The sequence below is a fragment of the Arthrobacter sp. UYCu511 genome, from assembly GCF_040547105.1.
In the GTDB taxonomy this organism is placed as follows: Bacteria; Actinomycetota; Actinomycetes; order Actinomycetales; family Micrococcaceae; genus Specibacter; species Specibacter psychrochitiniphilus.
On the sequence record NZ_JBEPPB010000002.1, the window covers coordinates 453,429 to 473,839 of the forward strand.

Sequence of the window (20,411 nt, forward strand, 5' to 3'; positions counted from 1 at the left end):
GTCCAACTGATCCGTACCATCCTGAATTGCATGGCCCCAGCCTACGTGCCGAGCTACTTGCCGCGTCGACTTTGACGCTGACTCCGCGGAAGTGACCCTTTAGGAATCGGCACTGGCGGAAGTAGCGCTGCCGGAAGTTGCGCTGCCGGGTAAAGATCGCCCTGCGCTGGCTCGAATTAATTCAATGATTTTTAATCCTTCCACGGAATCGGCCGGATCCACCGGCACTGGGCCGCCCTGGGAAATAGCGTCCGCCAGCAGTTCATAGAAAACTGAAAAATCTCCCCGTTCGGTGGGGACCGGTGCGGCCTCCCCCGCCCGCCACACATTTCCCCACTGCTCCGGGGACTCAACACCGTAGCTTGCATCACCCAGGCGGATCCCTGCCTGGAGCTGCGCTTCTTGGATATCGCCATCCTGCTTCACATAGGCACCTTCCGAGCCCAGCACACGCAGCCTCGGGCCTTTATGCGCGGCTGTCAGATTCATCCAGAGGTGAGAAATCACCCCGTTGGCATGTTCCAACGCAACGAAAGCATCGTCGTCGGCCATTTCTGCCGGGCGCCTGGCGGCCAATTCCCCATGGACCCGCGTCACGGGGCCGAAAAGTTCCAACGCCTGATCAATGAGATGGGTGCCCAGATCGAAAAGGATCCCGCCACCTGCATCCACTGTTGCCTGCGCCTTCCAGGCCTTGGTGATGACTGGCTGCCACCGTTCCAGACGGGATTCGAAACGGTGGACCGAACCGAGGGCACCGTCAGCGAGTAGTTTCACCAGCGTGAGGTATTCCCCGTCCCAGCGCCGATTTTGGTAGGTGGTGAGAATTTGTCCGCGCGCCTTGGCCAGGGCAATCAACGCCTCGCCCTCAGCGCTGCTCGGTGTGAAAGGCTTGTCCACCACTACCGCGCAGCCTGCTGCCAACGCCCGGCTTGCCAGCCTCACGTGTGTAGCTGGCGGGGTGGCCACCACTACCAGGTCAAGGTTTTCATGACTGTTGGCCCCATCCCCTGTGGCGCTATCCCACTCCTCGCGGGAGAGCACCCGGGCACTTGGATGGGCTGCTAGTGCCGCGGCTTGGCGGGCCGGATCCGAGGTGACAATGACGTCCAAACTAAACGTATCCAACGCGGCGATTGACGGGGCATGGAAAACACTTCCCGCCAATCCATATCCCAAGACTGCCGTGCGGATTCTTTGTTCCATGGGTCATACCCTACAGTCCGGGTTACCATGTGATCCATGACCTTGCATGCGCCCCGAATCAGTTCCCCTTTGCGTCCCGAAGAACAGGCTGCCCTGACACGGACCCTCGCCGACAGTGATGATGTGACGGTATTCGTGGACGGAACCGCGCACCGTCTTGATACTGGTGCGCGGGAAGCCGTGCTGGACCTCCTGCGCCGGCTTTCGCAAGGGGACGCCGTGAATGTAGCCAGCATTGCTGAGCTACTCACCACGTCTCAGGCCGCAGAACTGGCCGGGATCTCCCACACCTTTCTGCGTAACCTTACGGATCGAGGCGAGATTGCTGTGGAATACCGCGGCTCGCACCGGCGCATCCGCCGTCAAGATATTACGGACTGGTTAGCCAGGCAAAAGGTCTCAGTGCCGGGGAGCCCCCCCAGTAGCCCGCTTTCCGGCTCGCGCGGACCGGTGCTCGCCCTGACCGGCGCTCACCCTGACCGGCCAGCCGCGGCCGCACGTCCCTTCAGCGCACCTCTTTGAGGGCGCCAAACCAGCCAATTTTTTGACAATAATTTAGTGAGGACGGTACATCATGATCATTGGCGTTCCAGAAGAAGTAAAGAATAACGAATTCCGCGTGGCCCTCACTACTTCCGGGGTTCATGAACTGGTCCGTAACGGGCACACCGTGCTGGTCCAGAACGGGGCCGGAACTGGTTCAGGTATCAGTGACGCCGAGTTTGCCTTAGCTGGCGCGGAACTCCTTGGGGATCCCGGTGAGATCTGGGCTCGCTCTGAGATAGTGGTCAAAGTCAAGGAACCCGTCAGCAGCGAATACGGCTACTTCCGCAAGGGGCTGGTGCTGTTTACGTATCTGCACCTGGCTGCAGAGCCGGAACTAACGCGCGCACTCATGGATTCGGGGGTCACGGCCATTGCGTACGAGACCGTTCAGGTGGGACGGTTTCTTCCCCTGTTGGCACCCATGTCAGCTGTGGCAGGGCGCCTGTCAGTACAGGTAGGAGCCCAGTACCTGACTGCCCCGTTTGGCGGAAAGGGCATGCTCTTGGGAGGGGTTCCGGGTGTTCGCCCAGCCAATGTGGCCATCCTGGGAGCGGGGGTCTCTGGCACCCAGGCCGCGGCCATGGCCATTGGCGCCGGCGCCGACGTGACCATCATGGACATTAACATCCCGCGGTTGCAGGAACTGGATGACGATTACCATGGCAGGCTCAAAACCGTGGCCTCTAACACCTTGGAGATCGAGCGATCACTACTGCAGGCAGATCTGGTGATTGGCTCCGTGCTGATTCCCGGCGCCAAGGCCCCCAAGCTTGTCAGCAATGAATTGGTGTCCCGCATGAAGCCGGGCTCGGTTTTAGTAGACATCGCCATTGATCAGGGCGGCTGCTTTGAAGATTCCCGGCCCACCACACACGACAATCCCACCTTCACTGTCCACAATTCACTGTTTTACTGTGTGGCAAATATGCCCGGCGCGGTACCCAACACTTCCACCTACGCACTGACCAACGTCACCTTGCGCTACGTGGTGGCCCTGGCAAACCGTGGCGTGGCCGCCGCGCTTGACGCCGATCCAGCCCTGCTGGCAGGGCTCAACGTGGCTGGCGGCTCCATCACGCACCATTCGGTTTCCACGGCACATGGCCTGCCACTGAGCACTGACTGGCGCGGGCTCGTATGAGGCTTCATCGCCGCAGTTAGGGGCTCGTGGGCTCGTGGGCTCGTGGGCTCGTGGGCTCGTGACCATCCTGCGACGTGGTTGCAGTTGAACGCCTGTTGCCTTGCGCTCCTTTATTCGCACCGTGGGCTGACGTAGCGTGATTTGTAGAGATACTGCTTGCCAAAAGCGTGGCTGCCAGAAAAAAGTGGCGGCTCAGAAACGCGGCAGCTCAGAAGCGGTGTGCAAGCATCGCATCCACCTACGTCTCATCGGGAGGCCGTCATGAGGACATCATCAGCTCTGGTACTTTTGGCCGGAATCGTCCTGGCATTGGGAGGATGCACGGGAGGCAACCGGGGCGGCTCAGCAAGCCCGGCGGCCAGCGACACAGCCGCCAGCAAAACGGCCACCTCCTCCCCCACTTCAAGCCTGAGCACCTCAAGCACTGGTGGGATTGGGGCACCAAGCCAGGATCCGGCGTCGTCCTCGACACAAGCAACCGCTGCGCCCACCACGGCAACCTTGAGCCTGTACTTCATCGCCGAGCACGATTCCGGCGTCTCTGGACCGGCGGTGGGCTGCGGGGATAGTGCGGTTGCCGTAAAAAGCGCGCCCGTAACTTATACGGACCCCGTCCAGGCGGCGCTGCAAACACTTCTCGATAACCATTCGAAGAGCTACGGACAATCAGGTCTGCTCAATGCGCTCTGGCAATCTGCTGTTGCGGTGTCCTCAGTTGAGCGGTCGGGGACAAGCATTACGGCCCACCTCACGGGCACCTTGGTGATGGGCGGGGAATGTGACATCCCGCGGGTGGAAGCGCAACTTCTACTCACTGCCAAGCAGGCCGCCGGAGCACCTGTGGCGATCACACTCAATGGGCAACCGCTCAGCGCGGCACTCAGCCTGAAGTAGCGCGCACTAAAGAAAAACTTTTGATGCCTATTTAGCAACATTGGTTATATCCTGAGCACGTGAACACTTCAGCCTCCGACGCCTACGCCGCCGAAACCCTGTCCGAAGAAGCCGTCGACGCCCTGACGCGAGCCTCTGCCAGCACACTGCCCCCGGGCGCGCACAGGCATGAAGCCCTGCTCTCTGCCCGGGCTGCCAACATCAAGCAATCAGCCGTCCGGGATGTTTTCGAAATTTCCATGCAGCCGGGCCTGGTGTCCTTGGCCGGAGGCAACCCTTACCTGCAGTCACTGCCGCTGGATCGGCTGGCCGCTTCGGCGTCCGCCATCATTGCCACGCACGGTCTGGAGGCCCTGCAATATGGCGGCGGGCAGGGCACCTTGGAACTGCGGACCCAAATTTGCCAGGTCATGGCAGCGGAGGGAATTCTCGATGCCGATCCGGAGAACGTGGTCATCACGGCCGGATCGCAATCCGCGCAGGACGTGGCGGCGAAGGTTTTTTGCGATCCAGGCGATGTCATCTTGATCGAGGATCCCACCTACGTTGGCGCACTGAACACTTTCGAGGCGTACGAAGTTGACGTACAGCCAGTGATTGGCGATGAGCACGGCATTGTCCCTGCACTGCTGCGGGAGCGCATTGCCGCGTTACAGGCCGAGGGCAAGCGCATCAAGCTGCTCTACACCATCCCGAACTTCAACAACCCCTCCGGCGTCATGCTGGCACCGGAACGGCGCCAGGAAATTGTAGATATATGCCGTAAAGCAAATATCTTGGTACTGGAAGATAATCCCTACGGGCTCTTGAAGTTCGACGGCGCCCTGCCGGAGCCCCTGCGTGCGGCCAACGCTGAAGACGTGCTGTATTTGGGCTCGTTCTCCAAGATTTTTGCACCGGGGCTGCGCATTGGCTGGGCCCTGGTCCCGGCACATTTGAAGCAGCGCTTCTACCTGGCCAGCGAGGCCGTGACCCTATGCCCGCCCACCTTCAATCAAATGCTGGTCAGCGACTACCTGAGCAACTACGACTGGCAGGACCAGGTCAGCACATACCGTGCGCTCTACCAAGAGCGTTGTGCGGCATTGCTGGAGGCGCTGACGGAATTCATGCCAGAAGGTGTCTCCTGGACCCGTCCCGAAGGCGGGTTCTTCGTCTGGCTCACGCTGCCGGAAGGGATCGACACATACCCTCTGCTGCACAAGGGGATCGATGCCGGTGTGGTGTTTGTTCCTGGCGCAGCATTCTCTCCCCAGCAAGGCCCCAGCAACAAACTACGCTTGGCATTCAGCGCTGTGCCACCGGAAACGTTGCGTGAAGGAGTGAAGCGGCTGGCTCCGGTTCTGGCCGAGGCGATCGCCGGAGTGTAGTGGAGGCCCTGCCCACACCCGCCATGTACGGTAGCTACACAGAAATGCCGCCGTTTGACGTAAATGCCCTAGTTTGAACCATGGCATTTACGTCAAACGGCGGCATTTTTCACAAGGCGCGGATTTTCTGACCGGTTCAGTCCAGCAGGAGTGCCGGCTCTTCCATGATGGCGGCAACGTCAGCCATGAATCGGGCTGAGAGGTCGCCGTCCACCACGCGGTGGTCGAAGGATCCGCCCAGCGTGGTGATCCAGCGCGGCACAACCTCACCATCCACCACCCACGGCTTTTGCTTGATGGTACCAAAGGCCACGATTGCCACCTCGCCCGGGTTGATGATGGGCGTGCCCGTGTCAATGCCCAGTGCGCCGATGTTAGTGACCGTCAGCGTGCCGCCGGCCATGTCCGCCGGTGCCGTCTTGCCTGACCGCGCGGTTGTGGCCAATCCATTCAACGCAATGGCCAGTTCCTTTAAGGAAAGGTCCTGTGCGTCCTTGATGTTTGGCACCATAAGCCCGCGCGGCGTGGCTGCCGCAATGCCTAGGTTCATGAAGTGCTTGATGATAATTTCATCGCCTGCCCACGTGGCGTTGACGGAGGGGTTGCGTGCGGCGGCCCAGATGACGGCCTTGGCCAGAATCAGCAAGGGGGAAACTCTAATGCCCTCGAAATCGCGTGACGCCTTGAGCCGCTTCACAAATTCCATGGTCCGTGAGGCGTCCACATCAACAAAGATGCTGACATGCGGGGCCGAGAACGCGCTCTCCACCATGGCCTTGGCGGTCGCCTTGCGGACACCCTTGACCTTGATGCGCTCAATGCGAGGGTCATCTTGGCGCGGGTTTTCCACCTTGCCGGTGGCGGGAGTTGAGGCTGACCAGAACTGGGCTGACTGGCCCGGAGCTGATGCGCCCTGGCCTTCTCCAGCCGCGCGCTGATCTTGGTAGCTGAGCAGATCCTTCTTGGTCACTTCGCCGCGCACTCCGGAGGCGGAGACCAGACTTAGATCGATACCCAGATCCTTGGCAGCCTTACGCACCGGCGGTTTTGCCAACACGCGATTGGATTTTGCTTGCGCCGAGAGCGCAGTGTTTGCCGCCGGGAACTGCGGCTCTGCCTGAGCCGAGACCGGAGCCGAAGATGGGTCCCCATTCGGGGTGGAAGGGGCTGCAGTGGAAGGGGCTGGAGTTTTCCGCGCACGGCGCTTGACGGCGTCAGCCTTGGGTCCAGAACCTACCAGCGGCTTTATCTGCTCTGATTCGTTCGGCACCTCGGAGGCGGCGGGGGCCGGACCCTGAGCCTCGGCTGAAAAACCCTTGGAATCACCGGCTGGCGCCTCAGAGCCAATGGCGATGATGGGTGTTCCCACGTCAACCGTGTCACCTTCAGCAACCATCAGCGCCGCAACTACTCCCGCGTAGGGCGAAGGCAGTTCAACAAGCGACTTGGCTGTTTCAATCTCCACAATCACGTCATTGACGGCCACAACATCGCCGGCCTTGACCTTCCAGGAGACAATTTCGGCCTCCAAAAGGCCCTCGCCAACATCGGGCAGCTTAAAGAAATTCTGGGTAGACATGGGAGGCCTTCCTAGTATGCGAAGGCGCGGTCCAGCGCCTCCAACATGCGGTCAATGTCCGGCAAGTAGTGCTCTTCAACTCGGGCTACCGGGTACGGCATATGGAAGCCACCCACGCGGATGGCAGGTGCCTCCAGCGAGTAAAAACAACGCTCACTGATGCGTGCGGAAATTTCCCCGCCAATGCCACCAAAAGTTGGAGCCTCGTGGGCCACAACCAGGCGGCCAGTCTTCTTCACGGACGCTTCAATGGTGTCAAAGTCGATCGGGGAGATGGAGCGCAGGTCAATGACTTCCACACTGTGACCATCCTCGGCAGCCGCGTTGGCAGCAGCCAGGGCCACGGGGACCAGCGGGCCGTAGGCCACAAGGGTGGCGTCGCTACCTTCGCGCACTACATGTGCCTTGAACGGATCCCCCGGGCTCTCCTGCGTATTGACCTCACCCTTGAGCCAGTAGCGGCGCTTGGGTTCAAAGAAGATCACCGGATCCTTGCACTCAACGGCCTGCTGGATCATCCAGTAGGCGTCATTTGCGTTGGAGGGGGTGATGATACGCAGCCCCGGAGTGTGGGCAAAGAGCGCCTCGGGAGATTCAGAGTGGTGCTCAATGGAGCCAATACCGCCACCGTAGGGGATACGGATGACCACTGGGGCGCTGAGCTGGCCGTCGGAGCGGGTATGAATTTTAGCCAGCTGCGTGGTGATCTGGTTGAACGCCGGGAACACAAAACCGTCAAATTGAATCTCGCAGATGGGGCGGTGGCCGCGCAAAGCCATGCCCAAGGCGGTCCCAATAATGCCGGATTCCGCCAGCGGCGTGTCCATGACACGGTGGGCGCCAAATTCCTTTTTCAGGCCTTCCGTCACACGGTAGACCCCGCCCAGAGAACCAATGTCCTCACCCATGAGGAAGCTCTTGGGATCATTGGCAAGTGTTGCGCGCAGACCTTCGTTGATGGCCTTGGCAATGGTCATTGTGCTCATGCTGCGCCGCCCTGGGTCTGCGAATTCTCGGTATTTTCCTCAGCAAAGGACGCCTCATAGTTTTCAAACCAGGCCAGCTCTTCGGCCACCAGAGGGTGGGCCTGCGCATAGACCGTGGCAAACTTTTGGCGAATATCCGCCCCACCCATCGCCAATGTGGCGCGGCGGACATGGGCAGCCAGCTCGTCGCCGTCGTTCGTTACCTGTTCAAAGAAGGCCTCATCAGCCAATCCTGCGGCACGCAGGTACGTTTCTAGCCGGTCCAATGGGTCCCGGGTTTTCCACAACTCTTCTTCAGCACTCATACGGTATTTGGTGGGGTCATCGGCCGTGGTGTGTGCGCCCACGCGGTAAGTGGAGGCTTCGATGAATACGGGGCCATGGCCATCGCGGGCATGCTCCAGCGCCCATCGGGTCACGGCGTAGACGGCCAGAACATCGTTACCGTCAACGCGAACGCCCGGGATGCCATATCCGGCGGCGCGGTTGACCAGCGGAACCTTGGACTGAACCTCGAAGGGAACGGAGATAGCCCAGTTGTTGTTTTGGCAGAAAAATACCACGGGGGCGTCGTAGGAAGCGGCGAACACCATGGATTCGTGAACGTCACCCTCACTGCTGGAACCGTCACCAAAGTAAGCGACCACGGCGGCCGGCTCGGTTGTGGGGTCAGCTGCCAGATCTCGCGAGATGCCCATCGCATAGCCCACTGCGTGCAATGTCTGCGCGGCGAGCACCAGCGTGTAGAGATGGAAGTTGGTCTCGCGAGGATCCCAGCCGCCATTGGAAATGCCCCGGAAGAGCTTCAAGAGATCTGCCAAGTCCAAGCCGCGCGTCAACGCCACCCCGTGCTCACGGTACGTGGGGAAGGCATAGTCGGCCTTGTTCATGGCACGGCCGGAACCAATTTGGGCGGCTTCTTGGCCAATAACAGGAACCCACAGGGCCAGCTCACCTTGCCGCTGGAGGGCGGTTGCTTCCGTGTCGAAACGGCGCACGATTGCCATGTCGCGGTAGAAACCACGCACAACTTCAGGGTCCAGCTTCTCAATGTAAGGGCTAAAGGTGGCGTCGTGATGAATGGCGCCATGCTCATCAAGGAGCTGGACTGCCTCATCTGGGCCCACTGTGGCTGCGCGCAGGACGCCGGCTGAGGTCCCCGCTTGTGGGCGCGTCGATGCCTGGGCACTGGTGCGCGAATTGCCTGTGTCAGCTTGCTGGGCGGTGCCCATGCTGTCTCCTCGTCTGCCAAACCCAGGGCTTCAAGCGCCCCGCCTCGACTCGTTGGTACCGATATATGCCACCTACGGAATGCATTCCGGGGGGCGCATATATATACGTTTTCGATTTACAACTGTATCGGTAGAGCCCGGCAAAACCTGCCTTTGTTAATCGCTAGGAACGCCGTGGCTCTTTTGTATAGGAAGCACAGATTTCAAGGAATCGTGTGTTTGCTGCCGTTTCCCCGATGCTGACCCGCACGCCCTCATCACCAAAGGCCCTCAATGAGAGGCCGTGGCTCTGTGCCAATGTTGCAAACTCTTGACTATTGGCACCCAATGCCAGCCACACAAAGTTGCCCTGGGCATCGGGAATCTCCCATCCCAGTTTCTCCAGGCCCGCCACAACGCGGTCACGTTCCTCCACCAGGCTTTGTACTCTTTCCACAACCTGGTCATTGTTTTCCAGCGAGGCGACCGCTGCGGCTTCTCCGATTCCGGAGACGGCAAACGGTGTTGCGGCGGCGCGCAAATATTGGCTGATCCAAGGCTGTGAAATTGAATATCCAACCCGCAACCCAGCCAGCCCATGCGCCTTGGAGAATGTCCTAAGGGCAATCACATTGGGGTACTTACGGTACAAATCCAGGCCACTGACGGCATCTTCCGCACGGACAAACTCCTGGTAGGCCTCGTCGATGACTACTACGACGTCTTGGGGAATGCTACGGATGAACTCTTCTGTTTCCTCCGTACGCAGCACGGTGCCGGTGGGGTTGTTGGGCGTGCACAACAGCACTACCTTGGTGTTGTTGGTGACGGCGCCAGCCATTGCTTTGAGATCGTGGCTGCCATCAGCGCGGACCGGGACCTGAACACTCTTGGCGCCGGCAAGCCCAACAGAAATGGGGTAAGCCTCGAAGGACCGCCACGCGTAGACAACCTCGTCCTGCACGCCGTTCTCATTTTGTCCAGCAAAGGCCGCAAGGATCTGATCCAGCGCCCCGAGACTTCCTGTGCCTGTGACAATGTCATCAGCTGACACGTTCAAGAATGCGCCGAGCGCCGTGCGTAGTCCAGTGCTACTCGGGTCCGGGTAACGGTGGACATCCGTGGCGTTGCGGATCGCGTCCAGAACTGCAGGGACCGGACCTAGCGGGTTTTCATTGGAAGACAATTTGAAGCTTTCCAGCCCAGGGACGTCTTCCGGCGGCTTTCCCGCAGCGTATTTAGGCAGGCGGGCAACTACAGGGCGAGGCCGCACCGAAGAATTGGCAGCATTCATCTCAGTCATACCCCCAAGCGTAGCGGCCGAGGGGCCCTACGCGAGCGGAGTGAGCCCGGGGAGGGTGCTAGAAAAGGATTCATTGCAGCCGTCTGCTGCTGGACTATGTAACCATGGGGACATGCGACGATTCATCATTCAAGTAGTCATCAACGCCGTTGGGCTGTGGCTTGCCAGCTGGATCCTGCCCGGCATGCACATCGCGTCCGCAGCGGTTCTTGAGTCCAATTTGGGCGGCCCCGAAGGCACTGCGGCTACCGTCAATACGGTCTTGGGGTATTTGTTCATCGGCCTGGTATTTGGGGTAGTTAATGCGCTGGTGAAACCGATTGTGAGACTGCTGTCTTTACCGGTGACTATTCTGACATTGGGTTTGTTCACGATCGTTATCAACGCTGCCATGTTGTGGCTAACGGCTTTGCTAAGTAGTTATACGCCGGTCGATTTCAGCATTGATAACTTCTTCTGGACAGCCATCTTCGCCGCGCTCATCATCAGCGTGGTGTCCATGCTGACTGGGAACCTGAGAAAGAACGATACTCGGCACTAAGAACTTCCTGCCTCTAACGGACGCCGAGTTTGTAGCGGTCACTTTTTTCACTTTTGTTCTTCGTCCCGGCCCCTTTTTCGGATTTTGTTCCGGACCTGGGCTGATCGTCGACGTCCTTCCCTTGGAAAACCCATTTTGTCCCTGCCACTGCCGCTCCAGCAACGCCAGCGCCCAAAATTGTTTTGATGGCCTCTCTGGATCCGTCAGTTGCCGAATTTTCGGGATTGTCTAGGGCTGCGGCGTCGTCAAGATAGTTGTCGAGGGAGTGGGCTTCCTTGAGGATGTCCCCCAAATCCGTCCCCTCGGGCAGAGGGGGCCGGTGAGAAGTCACCGTCACCCAGTTGGGAGTTGGGGCGGGTGGGCCGAAGTCTGCTGCCGTCACGAGATCGTGCTCATTTTGCAGATCCAGCACAGCTGTACTGGCGGGAACCTCCGCGTTCCGTGCAGGTGCTCCTGCAATGACTATCATCTTCACATTGACCTCGGCCAGAAAAGCCGAATCTGCGGCCGCCGCCGCAGCATGGATGCCGCCGCCGCTGTGGCCGGTGAGGAGCACTTCTTCCCCTGGCAAGGCCCCCGCAGCCCTGAGAGATTCCTTGATGAGCTGCTGCATCAGCACTTCCTGTTGTTTGAATGCTTCTGCTTGGGCAGCTGTCAGCCCCTCCAAGTTCCCTTCCATATCGAAGGGGTTGGCACTATCCACCGTGGACCAGTCTTCAGTTCCCGGAAGGTGGACCAACCAAACCGGAGTGCCGTCGGGCCGCTGAACACGTACCACCCCGATGGACCCGGGCGGATATTTGTAGGCGTCGTTACTTCCATCCAGCAGGCCCTCAATACTTGCTTTGACCGTCCAAGGCCGGCCCTCGGTCGAGGAGGCATGCCCTGACGGGAAGGAAGGCTCAGCAGAGTCCCATTCCTGCGCCGGAAGCTGCCGAACCACCATATGACCGGGATGGGCCAATCCGGCCGTATCAAATAGTTTTCGGAGCACAAACGCCTGCTTAACTCCGGGCGTGCTGGTCCCCTGCCCCCGGAGTTGGGAGAGCAGGTACGCCATCCCAAAGCCCGGACCCAATAGGCCTGCGCCGTAGGGTCCGGCATCATTGAGAATCTTCTCCACCACATCCCGCAACCCGGTTCCTGGCTTGCGTAACGACGTCGCGATGTTTTGGGCAACTCCAAAGAGTGCCAGCGGGCCCAACGAGCCAGCATGGAGGCCCTGACGAAGTGCAGCAAGACTTTCCAGCCGTGCCGTGATGGCTGCATTGCGCGCTTCCGCGGCAGCATAACTAGCACCCGCTTGAGCCGTCTTGCGGGCAAGTGCGGCGGTGTCTTCCTGCACACGCCTGCCGGCCCACAGCGCATTGAGCAGTGCGTCAAGTGGGCCGTGGGGATAGGGCGCTGCTCCCGCAGCAGCTCCGTTTAGCCAAAACCATTCCGCCTGTATTCGCTCCACGAGCGAGAGCATATCTCTGGCTAGCTGGCCCAACTCGACACCGGCCCCAGCAATCTCCGCCAGTGTGTAGCTGACGGATCCTGGGCCGCCCTCAACGGAAAACACTGTCCGCTCCTTATATTCTTCAGCCATATCCTCCACCCTCCACCCCGGCTTTTCGCTGCCCTACTGTTCCCGCACCTTGGCACGGGCCATCCCACGGCACGGGCACTGTCACCGGCGCTGGCAGTAAGACCCACGATTTAACCCGTCACGGGAAATGCCACCCTTCTACTCGGCTCATCTCGGCGGCACCCACACGATTCCGCCAGTCTGCGGCCCGTCTAGGCCCGGGCGCAGGCATGACTGCGCACTGGTGCTTAAGAAATGCCCATAGCTGCGAGTCTCATCCGCTGCATTCTCAATGGCCCTGACCACGGCCAGTATCGCCATGTTCCGTTCGGTCAGCGCATCTCGGAAAGCAGCTGCCGCCGGCGACTTCCAATCCACAGAAACTAGCTGGCACAGTTGCAGCCGGAGGCCCTCAATATCAGCTGCGATTCCTGCCAGCCTCTGGGCCAGTGCCGCCACAGCATCTGGCGGCGGTCCAGCCCTGGCTCCCGGTCCACCAAGAAAATCTCCTGCCCCTGCCATCTGCGGCACCACCTTTTTTAAGAAAACTCTCCCGAAATGCCCCCGTGTTACCAGCCTAAAAGTCCACTCTTTACTTGCGCTACATCCCTGCCTTGGATTGTGGCCCGTCCGGGAGGAAGCCACCGCTGTGGAGGAATTGGCGGTTCATGGAAGAATTGGCACCATGTCTGATTCCGCAAACGCCACAGCCCGCATCCCTTCCGGCCGTAAGTCCCTGGCCGCCTCCTCTGAGCGCATCGCTCTGGGCCCCCTCGATGGCCGCTATTTCGGTGCTGTTGCACCTTTGGTTGACTACCTCTCCGAGGCCGCCCTGAACCGCGACCGCGTGGGTGTTGAAGTCGAGTGGTTCATCCACCTGACCAACAACAACGTGCTGCCCGGTACCGAGCCGCTGACCGCTGAGCAGCAGGCTGGCCTGCGCGGCATCGTCACCGAGTTCGACGCCGAATCCGTCAAAGAACTGGCCGACATTGAAAAGGTCACGGTCCACGACGTCAAGGCCGTGGAATACTTCATTGGCAACCGTCTTGCCGCCCTGGGCTTGGAGCGCCTCAAGCCCCTGGTCCACTTTGGCTGCACCAGCGAAGACATCAATAACCTCTCATACGCCGTAGGCGTCAAGGGCGCCGTCGAGGACGTCTGGCTACCCGCAGCCCGGACCCTGGTCGCCAAGATCGCCTCGATGGCTGAGGAAAACCGCGCCGTCCCCATGCTCTCCCGCACGCATGGCCAGCCGGCCACGCCCACCACCTTGGGCAAGGAATTGGCTGTCACCGCCTTCCGCCTGACCCGCCAGCTGGACCGCATTGCCAAAACCGAAATCTTGGGCAAGATCAATGGCGCCACCGGCACCTATGCCGCCCATTACGCTTCCGTTCCCACAGCTGACTGGGAAGCGGTTGCCAAGTCCTTCGTTGAGTCCCTGGGCCTGACTTGGAACCCGCTGACTACCCAGATCGAATCGCACGACTGGCAGGCTGAGCTGTACGCCGATATGGCACGCTTCAACCGCATCCTGCACAACCTGTGCACTGATGTGTGGAGCTACATTTCCATCGGCTACTTCGCCCAGGTTCCGGTTCCCGGCGCCACAGGTTCCTCCACCATGCCGCACAAGGTCAACCCGATCCGCTTCGAAAACGCCGAGGCCAACCTTGAGATCTCCAACGCACTACTTGACACTCTGGGCGCCACTTTGGTCACGAGCCGCTGGCAGCGCGACCTCACAGACTCCTCTAGCCAGCGCAACATTGGCGTAGCCTTTGGCCACTCCGTACTCGCCATCAACAATGTTTTGGGCGGCCTGGGCCGCCTAGACACCGCAGAGGCCGTGCTGGCCGACGACCTTGACCACAACTGGGAAGTCCTCGCCGAGGCCATCCAGATGGTCATGCGCGCCGAGGCCATCGCCGGTGTTGAGGGCATGGAAGATCCTTACGAGCGCCTGAAGGACCTGACCCGCGGCCACCGCGTGGACGCGGACCGCATGCAGGAGTTCGTCTCCGGATTGGGCCTCTCCGCGGAGGCGCAGGCCCGCCTGTTGGACCTCACCCCTGGCAAGTACATCGGCATCGCAGAGTCCTTGGTGGACCACCTGAACAAGTAACACCCCCTCCGCCGTTTTTTTGGCGAAGATGAAGTACGACGGCGGCACTGAAGTTTGCGCAGGCGAGTTCTAGAATCCGCCGCATCAAGCGCACCTTGGGTGCCGCCGTCGTTTATGGAAGCTAGGCGCGGCAACTCAAGGATCAGTTATGGAGGACACGGCGCTTAGCCGCTTAAAATTCGGCCGCGGAGAGAGCCCCTTGTGAAGATAGTTCAGATAGAAGTGCAAGTTCAGTGGCAATTGAGCGTTTCGCCGGCGCCGCACCAACGTTCGATAATAGGTGGTTTCCTGAATCGATAGAGACCGATGCGGCCCCGTTTTTCTTCCGCCGTGAAACGCGATCGAAGACATATGCTCCGAGCACCATCACGCCGAGAGTAGTGAGTGTCATTCCTAACGGAATCGGCAAGTGGGCGGATTCAAGTGCCGAGCCGTGCGAACCACTGTTACCTAAAACGGCCACGGCTGCGTGGATCCCTTACGGACTCAGAAGCAATTCGGCGCCCCCAAGGGAATACCGCAGTCAGCACAGCGTTCAACCTCCCAAATCGTCGAATTGGCTACGACACCGGTCTGGAGGAGCTGGGCATCACCGTAAATGCCCAGGTGTGATAGCCGTTCGCCGAGATTGGTGGCACGTGGGGCATTAGTTGTCCGAAATACTTGGGTCATGGTGAAACCCGCAGGCTCCAGCATTGCTATGACTCGTACCAGGAAGCACACTGGGCATTCGTTGTAGCGAGGGGTTCCCATTGAATTTCTCAGCTGAAGAAACTCTCGATCAGCCTCATTCTCGCAGGTACCGTGGTCATTGGGGCCAAAAGAATCATCCATGGTTTTTCCTTTCCATGGATCCAAACTTCCAGTTCAGGAATCCGCGCAAAAGGGCAACAACGAGTTTTGTGAACAAGGTCCCGGCGGCTGCAGCTTTGAAAGGAATGAACACTGAGGATTCCCGGCCACTGTGGCACACCCCATGCTGTGTTTCCGACGACAATCCGGGGCCGCGAGCAGTGTTCGCCGTTAGGTTTGGCTGTATGAACAATGGTGATATTACTTTCCACACGCGCAAATGGGTCCGCCCGGAGGACCTCAACGCCAACGGCACCCTCTTCGGCGGCAGCCTGCTGCGCTGGATCGATGAGGAAGCGGCCATCTATGCGATCGTCCAACTCGGCAACGGCATGGCAGTGACTAAATACATGTCGGAGATCAATTTTGTCTCGTCCGCTGTCAAGGGCGATCTCATTGAGATGGGCCTGACAGCCACTCATTTTGGCCGCACTTCATTGACAATGCGCGCCGAAGTACGCAACATGTTCACGCGGAAATCAATCCTGACCATCGAAAAGATTGTGTTCGTGAACTTGGGCTCTGACGGCAACCCTGCTGCCCACGGTTATGACTGCATCACCTACGACCGCGACAGGTTGCCCATGCACCTAAAAGAAGTTGACCAGTAGCGCCTCTACCGTTCCTGCTGGAAGGCAACGATCCGCTCGAAACCTTCGCGGACGGTGCTGTACCCGCCAGCAAAACTCAGCCTGACCGTGTCCGTTCCGGCCACCGAATCAAAGTCCAGCCCGGGCACAACCGCAACCCCTGCCGATTCCAGCAACGCCGCACAATACGCAGCCGAATCGGCAAATCCGTCCATGGCTGCACCTAGGTTTGCGTAGAGGTAAAAAGCGCCGTCCGCGGGCGCAGCATCGCCCCACCCCAACCGGTCAAGGTTGGCCAGCAAATACTCCCGAGTACGGGCATATTCGGCCACAAAATTATCGGCCGCCTCATAGGACGCCTCGCTGAACGCCGCCACGGCCGCCATCTGGGCGGGAGCTGGTGGGCACAGGGCCACGTTCCCAGCGAGTGCATCCACGGTGTCGATGAGGTCATCGGGCACAATGGCCCAACCCAGCCGCCAGCCCGTCATGCCCCAGTATTTGGAGAAGCTGGAAATCACGACGGCGCAGCGGTCAAGTTCCCAAGCGCACACTCCGCGCGGGTTCTCCGCACCGGATTCCGGGTATGCGATGCCGTGGTAAATTTCGTCGCTGATGAGGCGTACTCCCGCATCCGCACACCACCGGGTGAGTGCTTCGAGCTCCGGTTTGGACACCATGGTTCCGGTGGGGTTTGCGGGGGAAGCCAGCATTAGCCCGCTCAACGGTCCGTGTGTGCGTACTGCCTGCTCAAGTTGTGCTGGTGTGGGCTGGAAGCGGGATTCGGGGCCGCAGTCCAGCTCCACCACTTCCACACCCAGCGAACTCAGGATGTTCTTATATGCCGGGTAACCTGGCCGGGCCAGGGCTACACGGTCACCGGCGTTGAAGGCTGAGAGGAAAGTCAGCACAAAGGCGCCGGAGGAGCCGGTGGTGACGGCCACGTTCCGCGCCGGGACAGCGAGCCCGTACCAGCGCCGGTAGTGTCCGGAGATGGCCTCGCGAAGCTCGGCGATGCCCAGCGCAGGGGTGTATGTCAGTGGTGTTCCGGCCGCGTGGATCGCGGCTGCTGCGGCCGAGACCTCCGCCGGCGCGCCACTGCCGGGTTCCCCTGCGCACAGTGAAATGACGTCCCGCCCCTCGGCACGCAGTTCGGCCACGCGTGCCAGGATGTCCATGACCTGAAAGGGCGGTACTTGGGCACGGCTGGCAACAGTGAGCGGCTTGGTCATGGGAACTCCTTGGATGCTGCAGCTGGAACGGCCGGTGGAATCACGGCCAGGATCCAAGCTTGTCACACGCAGCAAGCATTACCCCTACGCTGGTGGGGTGAGTGAATACACGCAACGCAGCGATGAAGAATTGATTCAACCCATCATTTTGCTGGTGGACCGGGAAGATCCGGCAGGGGAACACCACGGTATTGCGGCTGCCGCCCTGGCCTCCGTTCAGGCGTTCCTGCGCGACCCCGAGAACCCGGATTGGCAGGATTGGTCCTCCGCGGCATTCGGCAAGACGGTGCGCCGGGCCGACGCAAAAATGTTCGCCAAGGTGCTCGCAGCGTTCCCGGAGCATGCGCTAGCCGAAGTTGGCGAAGGACGCGCCGCGGGTCTGCCACCCATGCCCGCCGCCGCACTGCCGAAGCTGCTGGCCAAGCTGCAGGTTTCCGGCACCCAGCTGCCCCGCGGCGAACCGCTGCCGCCGGCACCGTTGACGATTGTACTCAACGCCTCCCTGGAGATGTCCACGGGCAAGGCCGCCGCCCAGGCCGCCCACGCACTCTTTGCGTGGGTTTTGGAATCCAAACCCGGCACGGTGGAGGCCTGGGTGGCCGACGGTTTCCCGTTGAGCGTGCTTGAGCTCCCGGCGAAGGAGTTCCGCAAGGGTGCACGGAAGTCAGCCGGGCCCGTCATTCAGGACGCGGGCCGGACCGAGATTGAGCCCGGTTCCACCACCGCCTATGTGAGCGCCACCAAGGTGCGCTAGCGGGCCCAACCACCGCATAACGTAAAGAACGACGCCGGAACCTAAGTTCCGGCGTCGTTCTTTAGTTGCGCTGTGGATCAGTTGCGTCAGCGCTACTCGGCGGCGGCGAGCTGGCCGCAGGCGCCGTCGATCTCCTTGCCGCGGGTATCGCGCAGCGTGGTGGGCACGCCCAGATCGATCAGCGTGTTGATGAACTCCGCCATGACAGCCGGCTCGGAGGAGGTCCAAATGGAGCCGGGGGTGGGGTTCAGCGGGATCGGGTTCACGTGGACCCAGCCGCGGCCGCGCGCGTTGAGCTTCTTGGCGAGCATCTCGGCACGCCAGGGGTGATCATTCATGTCCTTGATCAGCGCGTATTCAATGGACACGCGGCGGCCGGTGACCTTGTAGTAGTTGTACGCGGCGTCCAGCACCTCATCCACCTTCCACTTGTCGTTGACAGGGATCAGCTCGTCGCGCAGCTCATCATCCGGGGCGTGGAGGGAGAGCGCGAAGGTGATGGCCACACCTTCTTCCGCCAGCTTCCTGATGGCCGGGGCCAGGCCCACGGTGGATACGGTGATGCCGCGGGCGGACATGCCCAGACCCTCGGGGGCTTCGGCAACCATGCGGTGCACGGCGTTCATGACGCGCTTGTAGTTCGCAAGCGGCTCACCCATGCCCATGAAGACAATGTTGGTGACCCGGTCGGCGTCGTGCCCGCCATCGCGGCGCAGGTTCCCCAACCCGCCCTCGGCAATCACGCGGTTGGCCTGGACAATCTGGTCCAGGATCTCCGCCGTGGACATGTTGCGGGTCAACCCGGCCTGGCCCGTGGCGCAGAACGGGCAGTTCATGCCGCAACCGCACTGGCTGGACACGCACAGGGTGATCCGGCCGGGGTAACGCATGAGCACGGACTCCACGAGGGAACCGTCAAAGAGGCGCCACAGGAACTTCACGGTGTCCCCGTTGTCCGTGGTGAGGCGCTTGATCTCGGTCAGCAACTTCGGGAACATGGTCTCGGTGATCTCGGCGCGGCGGTCCTTGGGCAGGTCACTCATGCGCTCGGGATCGGTGGTGTAGTGCTGGAAGTAGTGCACGGAGAGCTGCTTGGCACGGAACGCCGGCAGGCCCATCTCCTTGAACTTCGCCTCACGTTCGGGCAACGTCATATCCGCCAGGTGCACCGGTGGCTGAGAGACGCGCGGGGACTTGAACTGCAGCAGCGGGCGGCCTTGCGGGTTCTTAGCCTGATCCCAGCCCTCCGTGGCAGGCATGACCTGTGCCGGGCGGCGGGCAGGACGCCGCTTGGAGGTTGCGGCGGAAGTGGGCGCGGCGGAAGCGGAGACGGCGGGGCTGGGAATGTTTTTGGGGGAAGTCATCCTTTCCATCATCCCCTACTTCCCCTTCAGTGTCCCGTGTCCGCCGCCAAGATCACATTTTTGCCTTGGCCGCACGGCGAAATCTCCACCCGGAGTGCCACGCCGGCAGGCACTTGAAACAACTAGGCTGAGGACATGTTCTCCCTGTTTTTGGCCGCAATCCTTGCCGCCACCTACGTATATTTGCGCCGCAAGGATGCCCGTATGCTGCGCAACGGAATTGTCTTGGTGGCTGCTTGCTGGTTCACGCTCACGGGCGTTGCCGACATTCTCTCCCAATGGTTCCCGTGGACAGCCCTGATAACGCTCAGCATCGTGGCACTGACCCCGCTGGCCGTTATTGTCCTGGCCGGGTTTCTTATCAGCAACGGTGTCACCATGTTGCGCCGTGAGGGCCGGAGCATCGGGAACCTGCTATCCCTGCTGGCCGGCATTGCGTTACTGGGGCTGCCCGTCCTGGCAGTTCTACTCGTGGCCACACTGAACCCGGTAGCCATTGGCTTTGCCGCACTGTTGTTCTTGCTGTGCAGCTACTTTGGTGTGGTGTTCGTCGTGTTCCTGGCTTATGCGGTTGCCTACGGGCGGATGAAACACACCGTCGAACCGGATTCAGTTGTCATCCTCGGTTCGCAGATCATCGACGGTACGGTTCCTCCCCTGCTGCGCTCACGTCTCGACAAAGGCCTTGCGATGTACCGGGAAGCCCTCAGCCCCAACTGTCCCGCTAGGACGGCGCCGCTGTTGATTCCCTCCGGTGGACAGGGTGCCAACGAGTCCCGACCCGAGGGCGAGGCCATGGCCGAATATTTGCTCATGGCAGGGGCGCCAGCGGGCCATGTGGTGGCCGAGGAGAAGGCCGCCTCCACAGCGGAGAACCTGCAGTTTTCTGCTGCGGTGGCCCGCGAGCGCGGGAAGGGCGGGGCCATGGTTGTGGTCACGAATAACTACCACGTCCTCCGTGCAGCGCTGCTGTCCCGCAAGCTGGGGCTCGACGCGCAGGTGGTGGGCTCCCCCACGGCCCGCTATTATTTGCCCAGCGCGTTCCTCCGCGAATTTGCCGCCATCCTGCGCGAACATAAGAAACTCCACCTGATCCTGTGCCTGCCCTTCGTGGCATTGAGCGTGTTCGGCACATGGCTGCTGG

Annotated in this window: 17 protein-coding genes and 1 pseudogene; 9 read left to right on the forward strand and 9 right to left on the reverse strand. The window is 60.6% G+C overall.

The window, feature by feature from the left end; all coding sequences use genetic code 11:
* Window positions 1–99: 99 nt before the first annotated feature.
* Window positions 100–1,206 carry a Gfo/Idh/MocA family protein gene (locus tag ABIB48_RS05345; protein WP_354212349.1) on the reverse strand — a complete coding sequence of 369 codons (1,107 nt, stop codon included), beginning with the start codon at window positions 1,204–1,206 and terminating at the stop codon, window positions 100–102.
* A 36-nt stretch (window positions 1,207–1,242) separates the two neighbouring features.
* Here ABIB48_RS05345 and ABIB48_RS05350 point away from each other — a divergent pair, with 36 nt between their 5' ends.
* The 4 genes from ABIB48_RS05350 (at window position 1,243) to ABIB48_RS05365 (ending at window position 5,157) form a co-directional block, all read left to right on the forward strand.
* Window positions 1,243–1,728: a helix-turn-helix domain-containing protein gene (locus ABIB48_RS05350; protein WP_315913854.1), complete on the forward strand. Its 486-nt coding sequence runs from the start codon at window positions 1,243–1,245 to the stop codon at window positions 1,726–1,728.
* Between the two features lie 52 nt (window positions 1,729–1,780).
* Window positions 1,781–2,893 (forward strand): alanine dehydrogenase, encoded by a 1,113-nt coding sequence (gene ald, locus ABIB48_RS05355; protein WP_315913853.1) that lies wholly within the window; start codon window positions 1,781–1,783, stop codon window positions 2,891–2,893.
* A 261-nt stretch (window positions 2,894–3,154) separates the two neighbouring features.
* Window positions 3,155–3,787 carry a hypothetical protein gene (locus tag ABIB48_RS05360; RefSeq protein WP_315913852.1) on the forward strand — a complete coding sequence of 211 codons (633 nt, stop codon included), beginning with the start codon at window positions 3,155–3,157 and terminating at the stop codon, window positions 3,785–3,787.
* A gap of 59 nt (window positions 3,788–3,846) precedes the next feature.
* Entirely contained in the window at window positions 3,847–5,157 is a 1,311-nt protein-coding gene (locus ABIB48_RS05365; protein ID WP_354212350.1) for an aminotransferase-like domain-containing protein, read from the forward strand.
* Window positions 5,158–5,293: 136 nt separating this feature from the next.
* Here the strand turns inward: ABIB48_RS05365 and ABIB48_RS05370 are convergent, their stop codons facing one another.
* From ABIB48_RS05370 to hisC, 4 genes are all read right to left on the reverse strand, one after another.
* A complete protein-coding gene (locus ABIB48_RS05370; RefSeq protein WP_354212351.1) occupies window positions 5,294–6,736 on the reverse strand; it encodes a dihydrolipoamide acetyltransferase family protein in 1,443 nt (480 codons plus the stop codon).
* Window positions 6,737–6,747: 11 nt separating this feature from the next.
* The gene (locus tag ABIB48_RS05375) at window positions 6,748–7,722 is read right to left on the reverse strand and encodes an alpha-ketoacid dehydrogenase subunit beta (protein ID WP_110105279.1); all 975 of its coding nucleotides are present in this window, start codon (window positions 7,720–7,722) and stop codon (window positions 6,748–6,750) included.
* Window positions 7,719–8,954, reverse strand: a complete 1,236-nt coding sequence (gene pdhA, locus ABIB48_RS05380; protein ID WP_110105280.1) for a pyruvate dehydrogenase (acetyl-transferring) E1 component subunit alpha — start codon at window positions 8,952–8,954, stop codon at window positions 7,719–7,721. Before pdhA ends, ABIB48_RS05375 begins: the two co-directional genes overlap by 4 nt.
* 163 nt (window positions 8,955–9,117) lie before the next feature.
* Window positions 9,118–10,236: a histidinol-phosphate transaminase gene (gene hisC / locus ABIB48_RS05385; RefSeq protein ID WP_354212352.1), complete on the reverse strand. Its 1,119-nt coding sequence runs from the start codon at window positions 10,234–10,236 to the stop codon at window positions 9,118–9,120.
* Between the two features lie 112 nt (window positions 10,237–10,348).
* On the opposite strand from hisC, the gene ABIB48_RS05390 reads away from it, so the two are divergent.
* Complete coding sequence (locus tag ABIB48_RS05390) at window positions 10,349–10,777, forward strand: phage holin family protein (protein ID WP_315913848.1); 429 nt, start codon at window positions 10,349–10,351, stop codon at window positions 10,775–10,777.
* 13 nt (window positions 10,778–10,790) lie between these two features.
* Here ABIB48_RS05390 and ABIB48_RS05395 read toward each other — a convergent pair whose 3' ends face one another.
* On the reverse strand, window positions 10,791–12,368 hold the full coding sequence (locus ABIB48_RS05395) for a hypothetical protein (protein WP_354212353.1): 1,578 nt from the start codon (window positions 12,366–12,368) through the stop codon (window positions 10,791–10,793).
* Between the two features lie 147 nt (window positions 12,369–12,515).
* Window positions 12,516–12,869 (reverse strand): WXG100 family type VII secretion target, encoded by a 354-nt coding sequence (locus ABIB48_RS05400; RefSeq protein ID WP_315913846.1) that lies wholly within the window; start codon window positions 12,867–12,869, stop codon window positions 12,516–12,518.
* Between the two features lie 163 nt (window positions 12,870–13,032).
* On the opposite strand from ABIB48_RS05400, the gene purB reads away from it, so the two are divergent.
* Window positions 13,033–14,475 (forward strand): adenylosuccinate lyase, encoded by a 1,443-nt coding sequence (purB, locus tag ABIB48_RS05405; protein ID WP_354212354.1) that lies wholly within the window; start codon window positions 13,033–13,035, stop codon window positions 14,473–14,475.
* Between the two features lie 1,037 nt (window positions 14,476–15,512).
* Window positions 15,513–15,938 carry an acyl-CoA thioesterase gene (locus ABIB48_RS05410; protein WP_110105285.1) on the forward strand — a complete coding sequence of 142 codons (426 nt, stop codon included), beginning with the start codon at window positions 15,513–15,515 and terminating at the stop codon, window positions 15,936–15,938.
* Window positions 15,939–15,943: 5 nt separating this feature from the next.
* Here the strand turns inward: ABIB48_RS05410 and ABIB48_RS05415 are convergent, their stop codons facing one another.
* Entirely contained in the window at window positions 15,944–17,149 is a 1,206-nt protein-coding gene (locus ABIB48_RS05415) for an aminotransferase class I/II-fold pyridoxal phosphate-dependent enzyme (protein WP_315913843.1), read from the reverse strand.
* On the opposite strand from ABIB48_RS05415, the gene ABIB48_RS05420 reads away from it, so the two are divergent.
* The gene (locus ABIB48_RS05420) at window positions 17,148–17,903 is read left to right on the forward strand and encodes a peptidyl-tRNA hydrolase (protein WP_354212355.1); all 756 of its coding nucleotides are present in this window, start codon (window positions 17,148–17,150) and stop codon (window positions 17,901–17,903) included. The genes ABIB48_RS05415 and ABIB48_RS05420 overlap by 2 nt on opposite strands.
* 92 nt (window positions 17,904–17,995) lie before the next feature.
* Here ABIB48_RS05420 and rlmN read toward each other — a convergent pair whose 3' ends face one another.
* Complete coding sequence (gene rlmN, locus ABIB48_RS05425) at window positions 17,996–19,162, reverse strand: dual-specificity RNA methyltransferase RlmN (RefSeq protein ID WP_354212392.1); 1,167 nt, start codon at window positions 19,160–19,162, stop codon at window positions 17,996–17,998.
* 690 nt (window positions 19,163–19,852) lie between these two features.
* Between rlmN and ABIB48_RS05430 the strand changes: the two are divergent.
* Window positions 19,853–20,326, forward strand: a pseudogene (locus ABIB48_RS05430) (YdcF family protein); the annotation flags it as partial.
* Window positions 20,327–20,411: the final 85 nt, after the last annotated feature.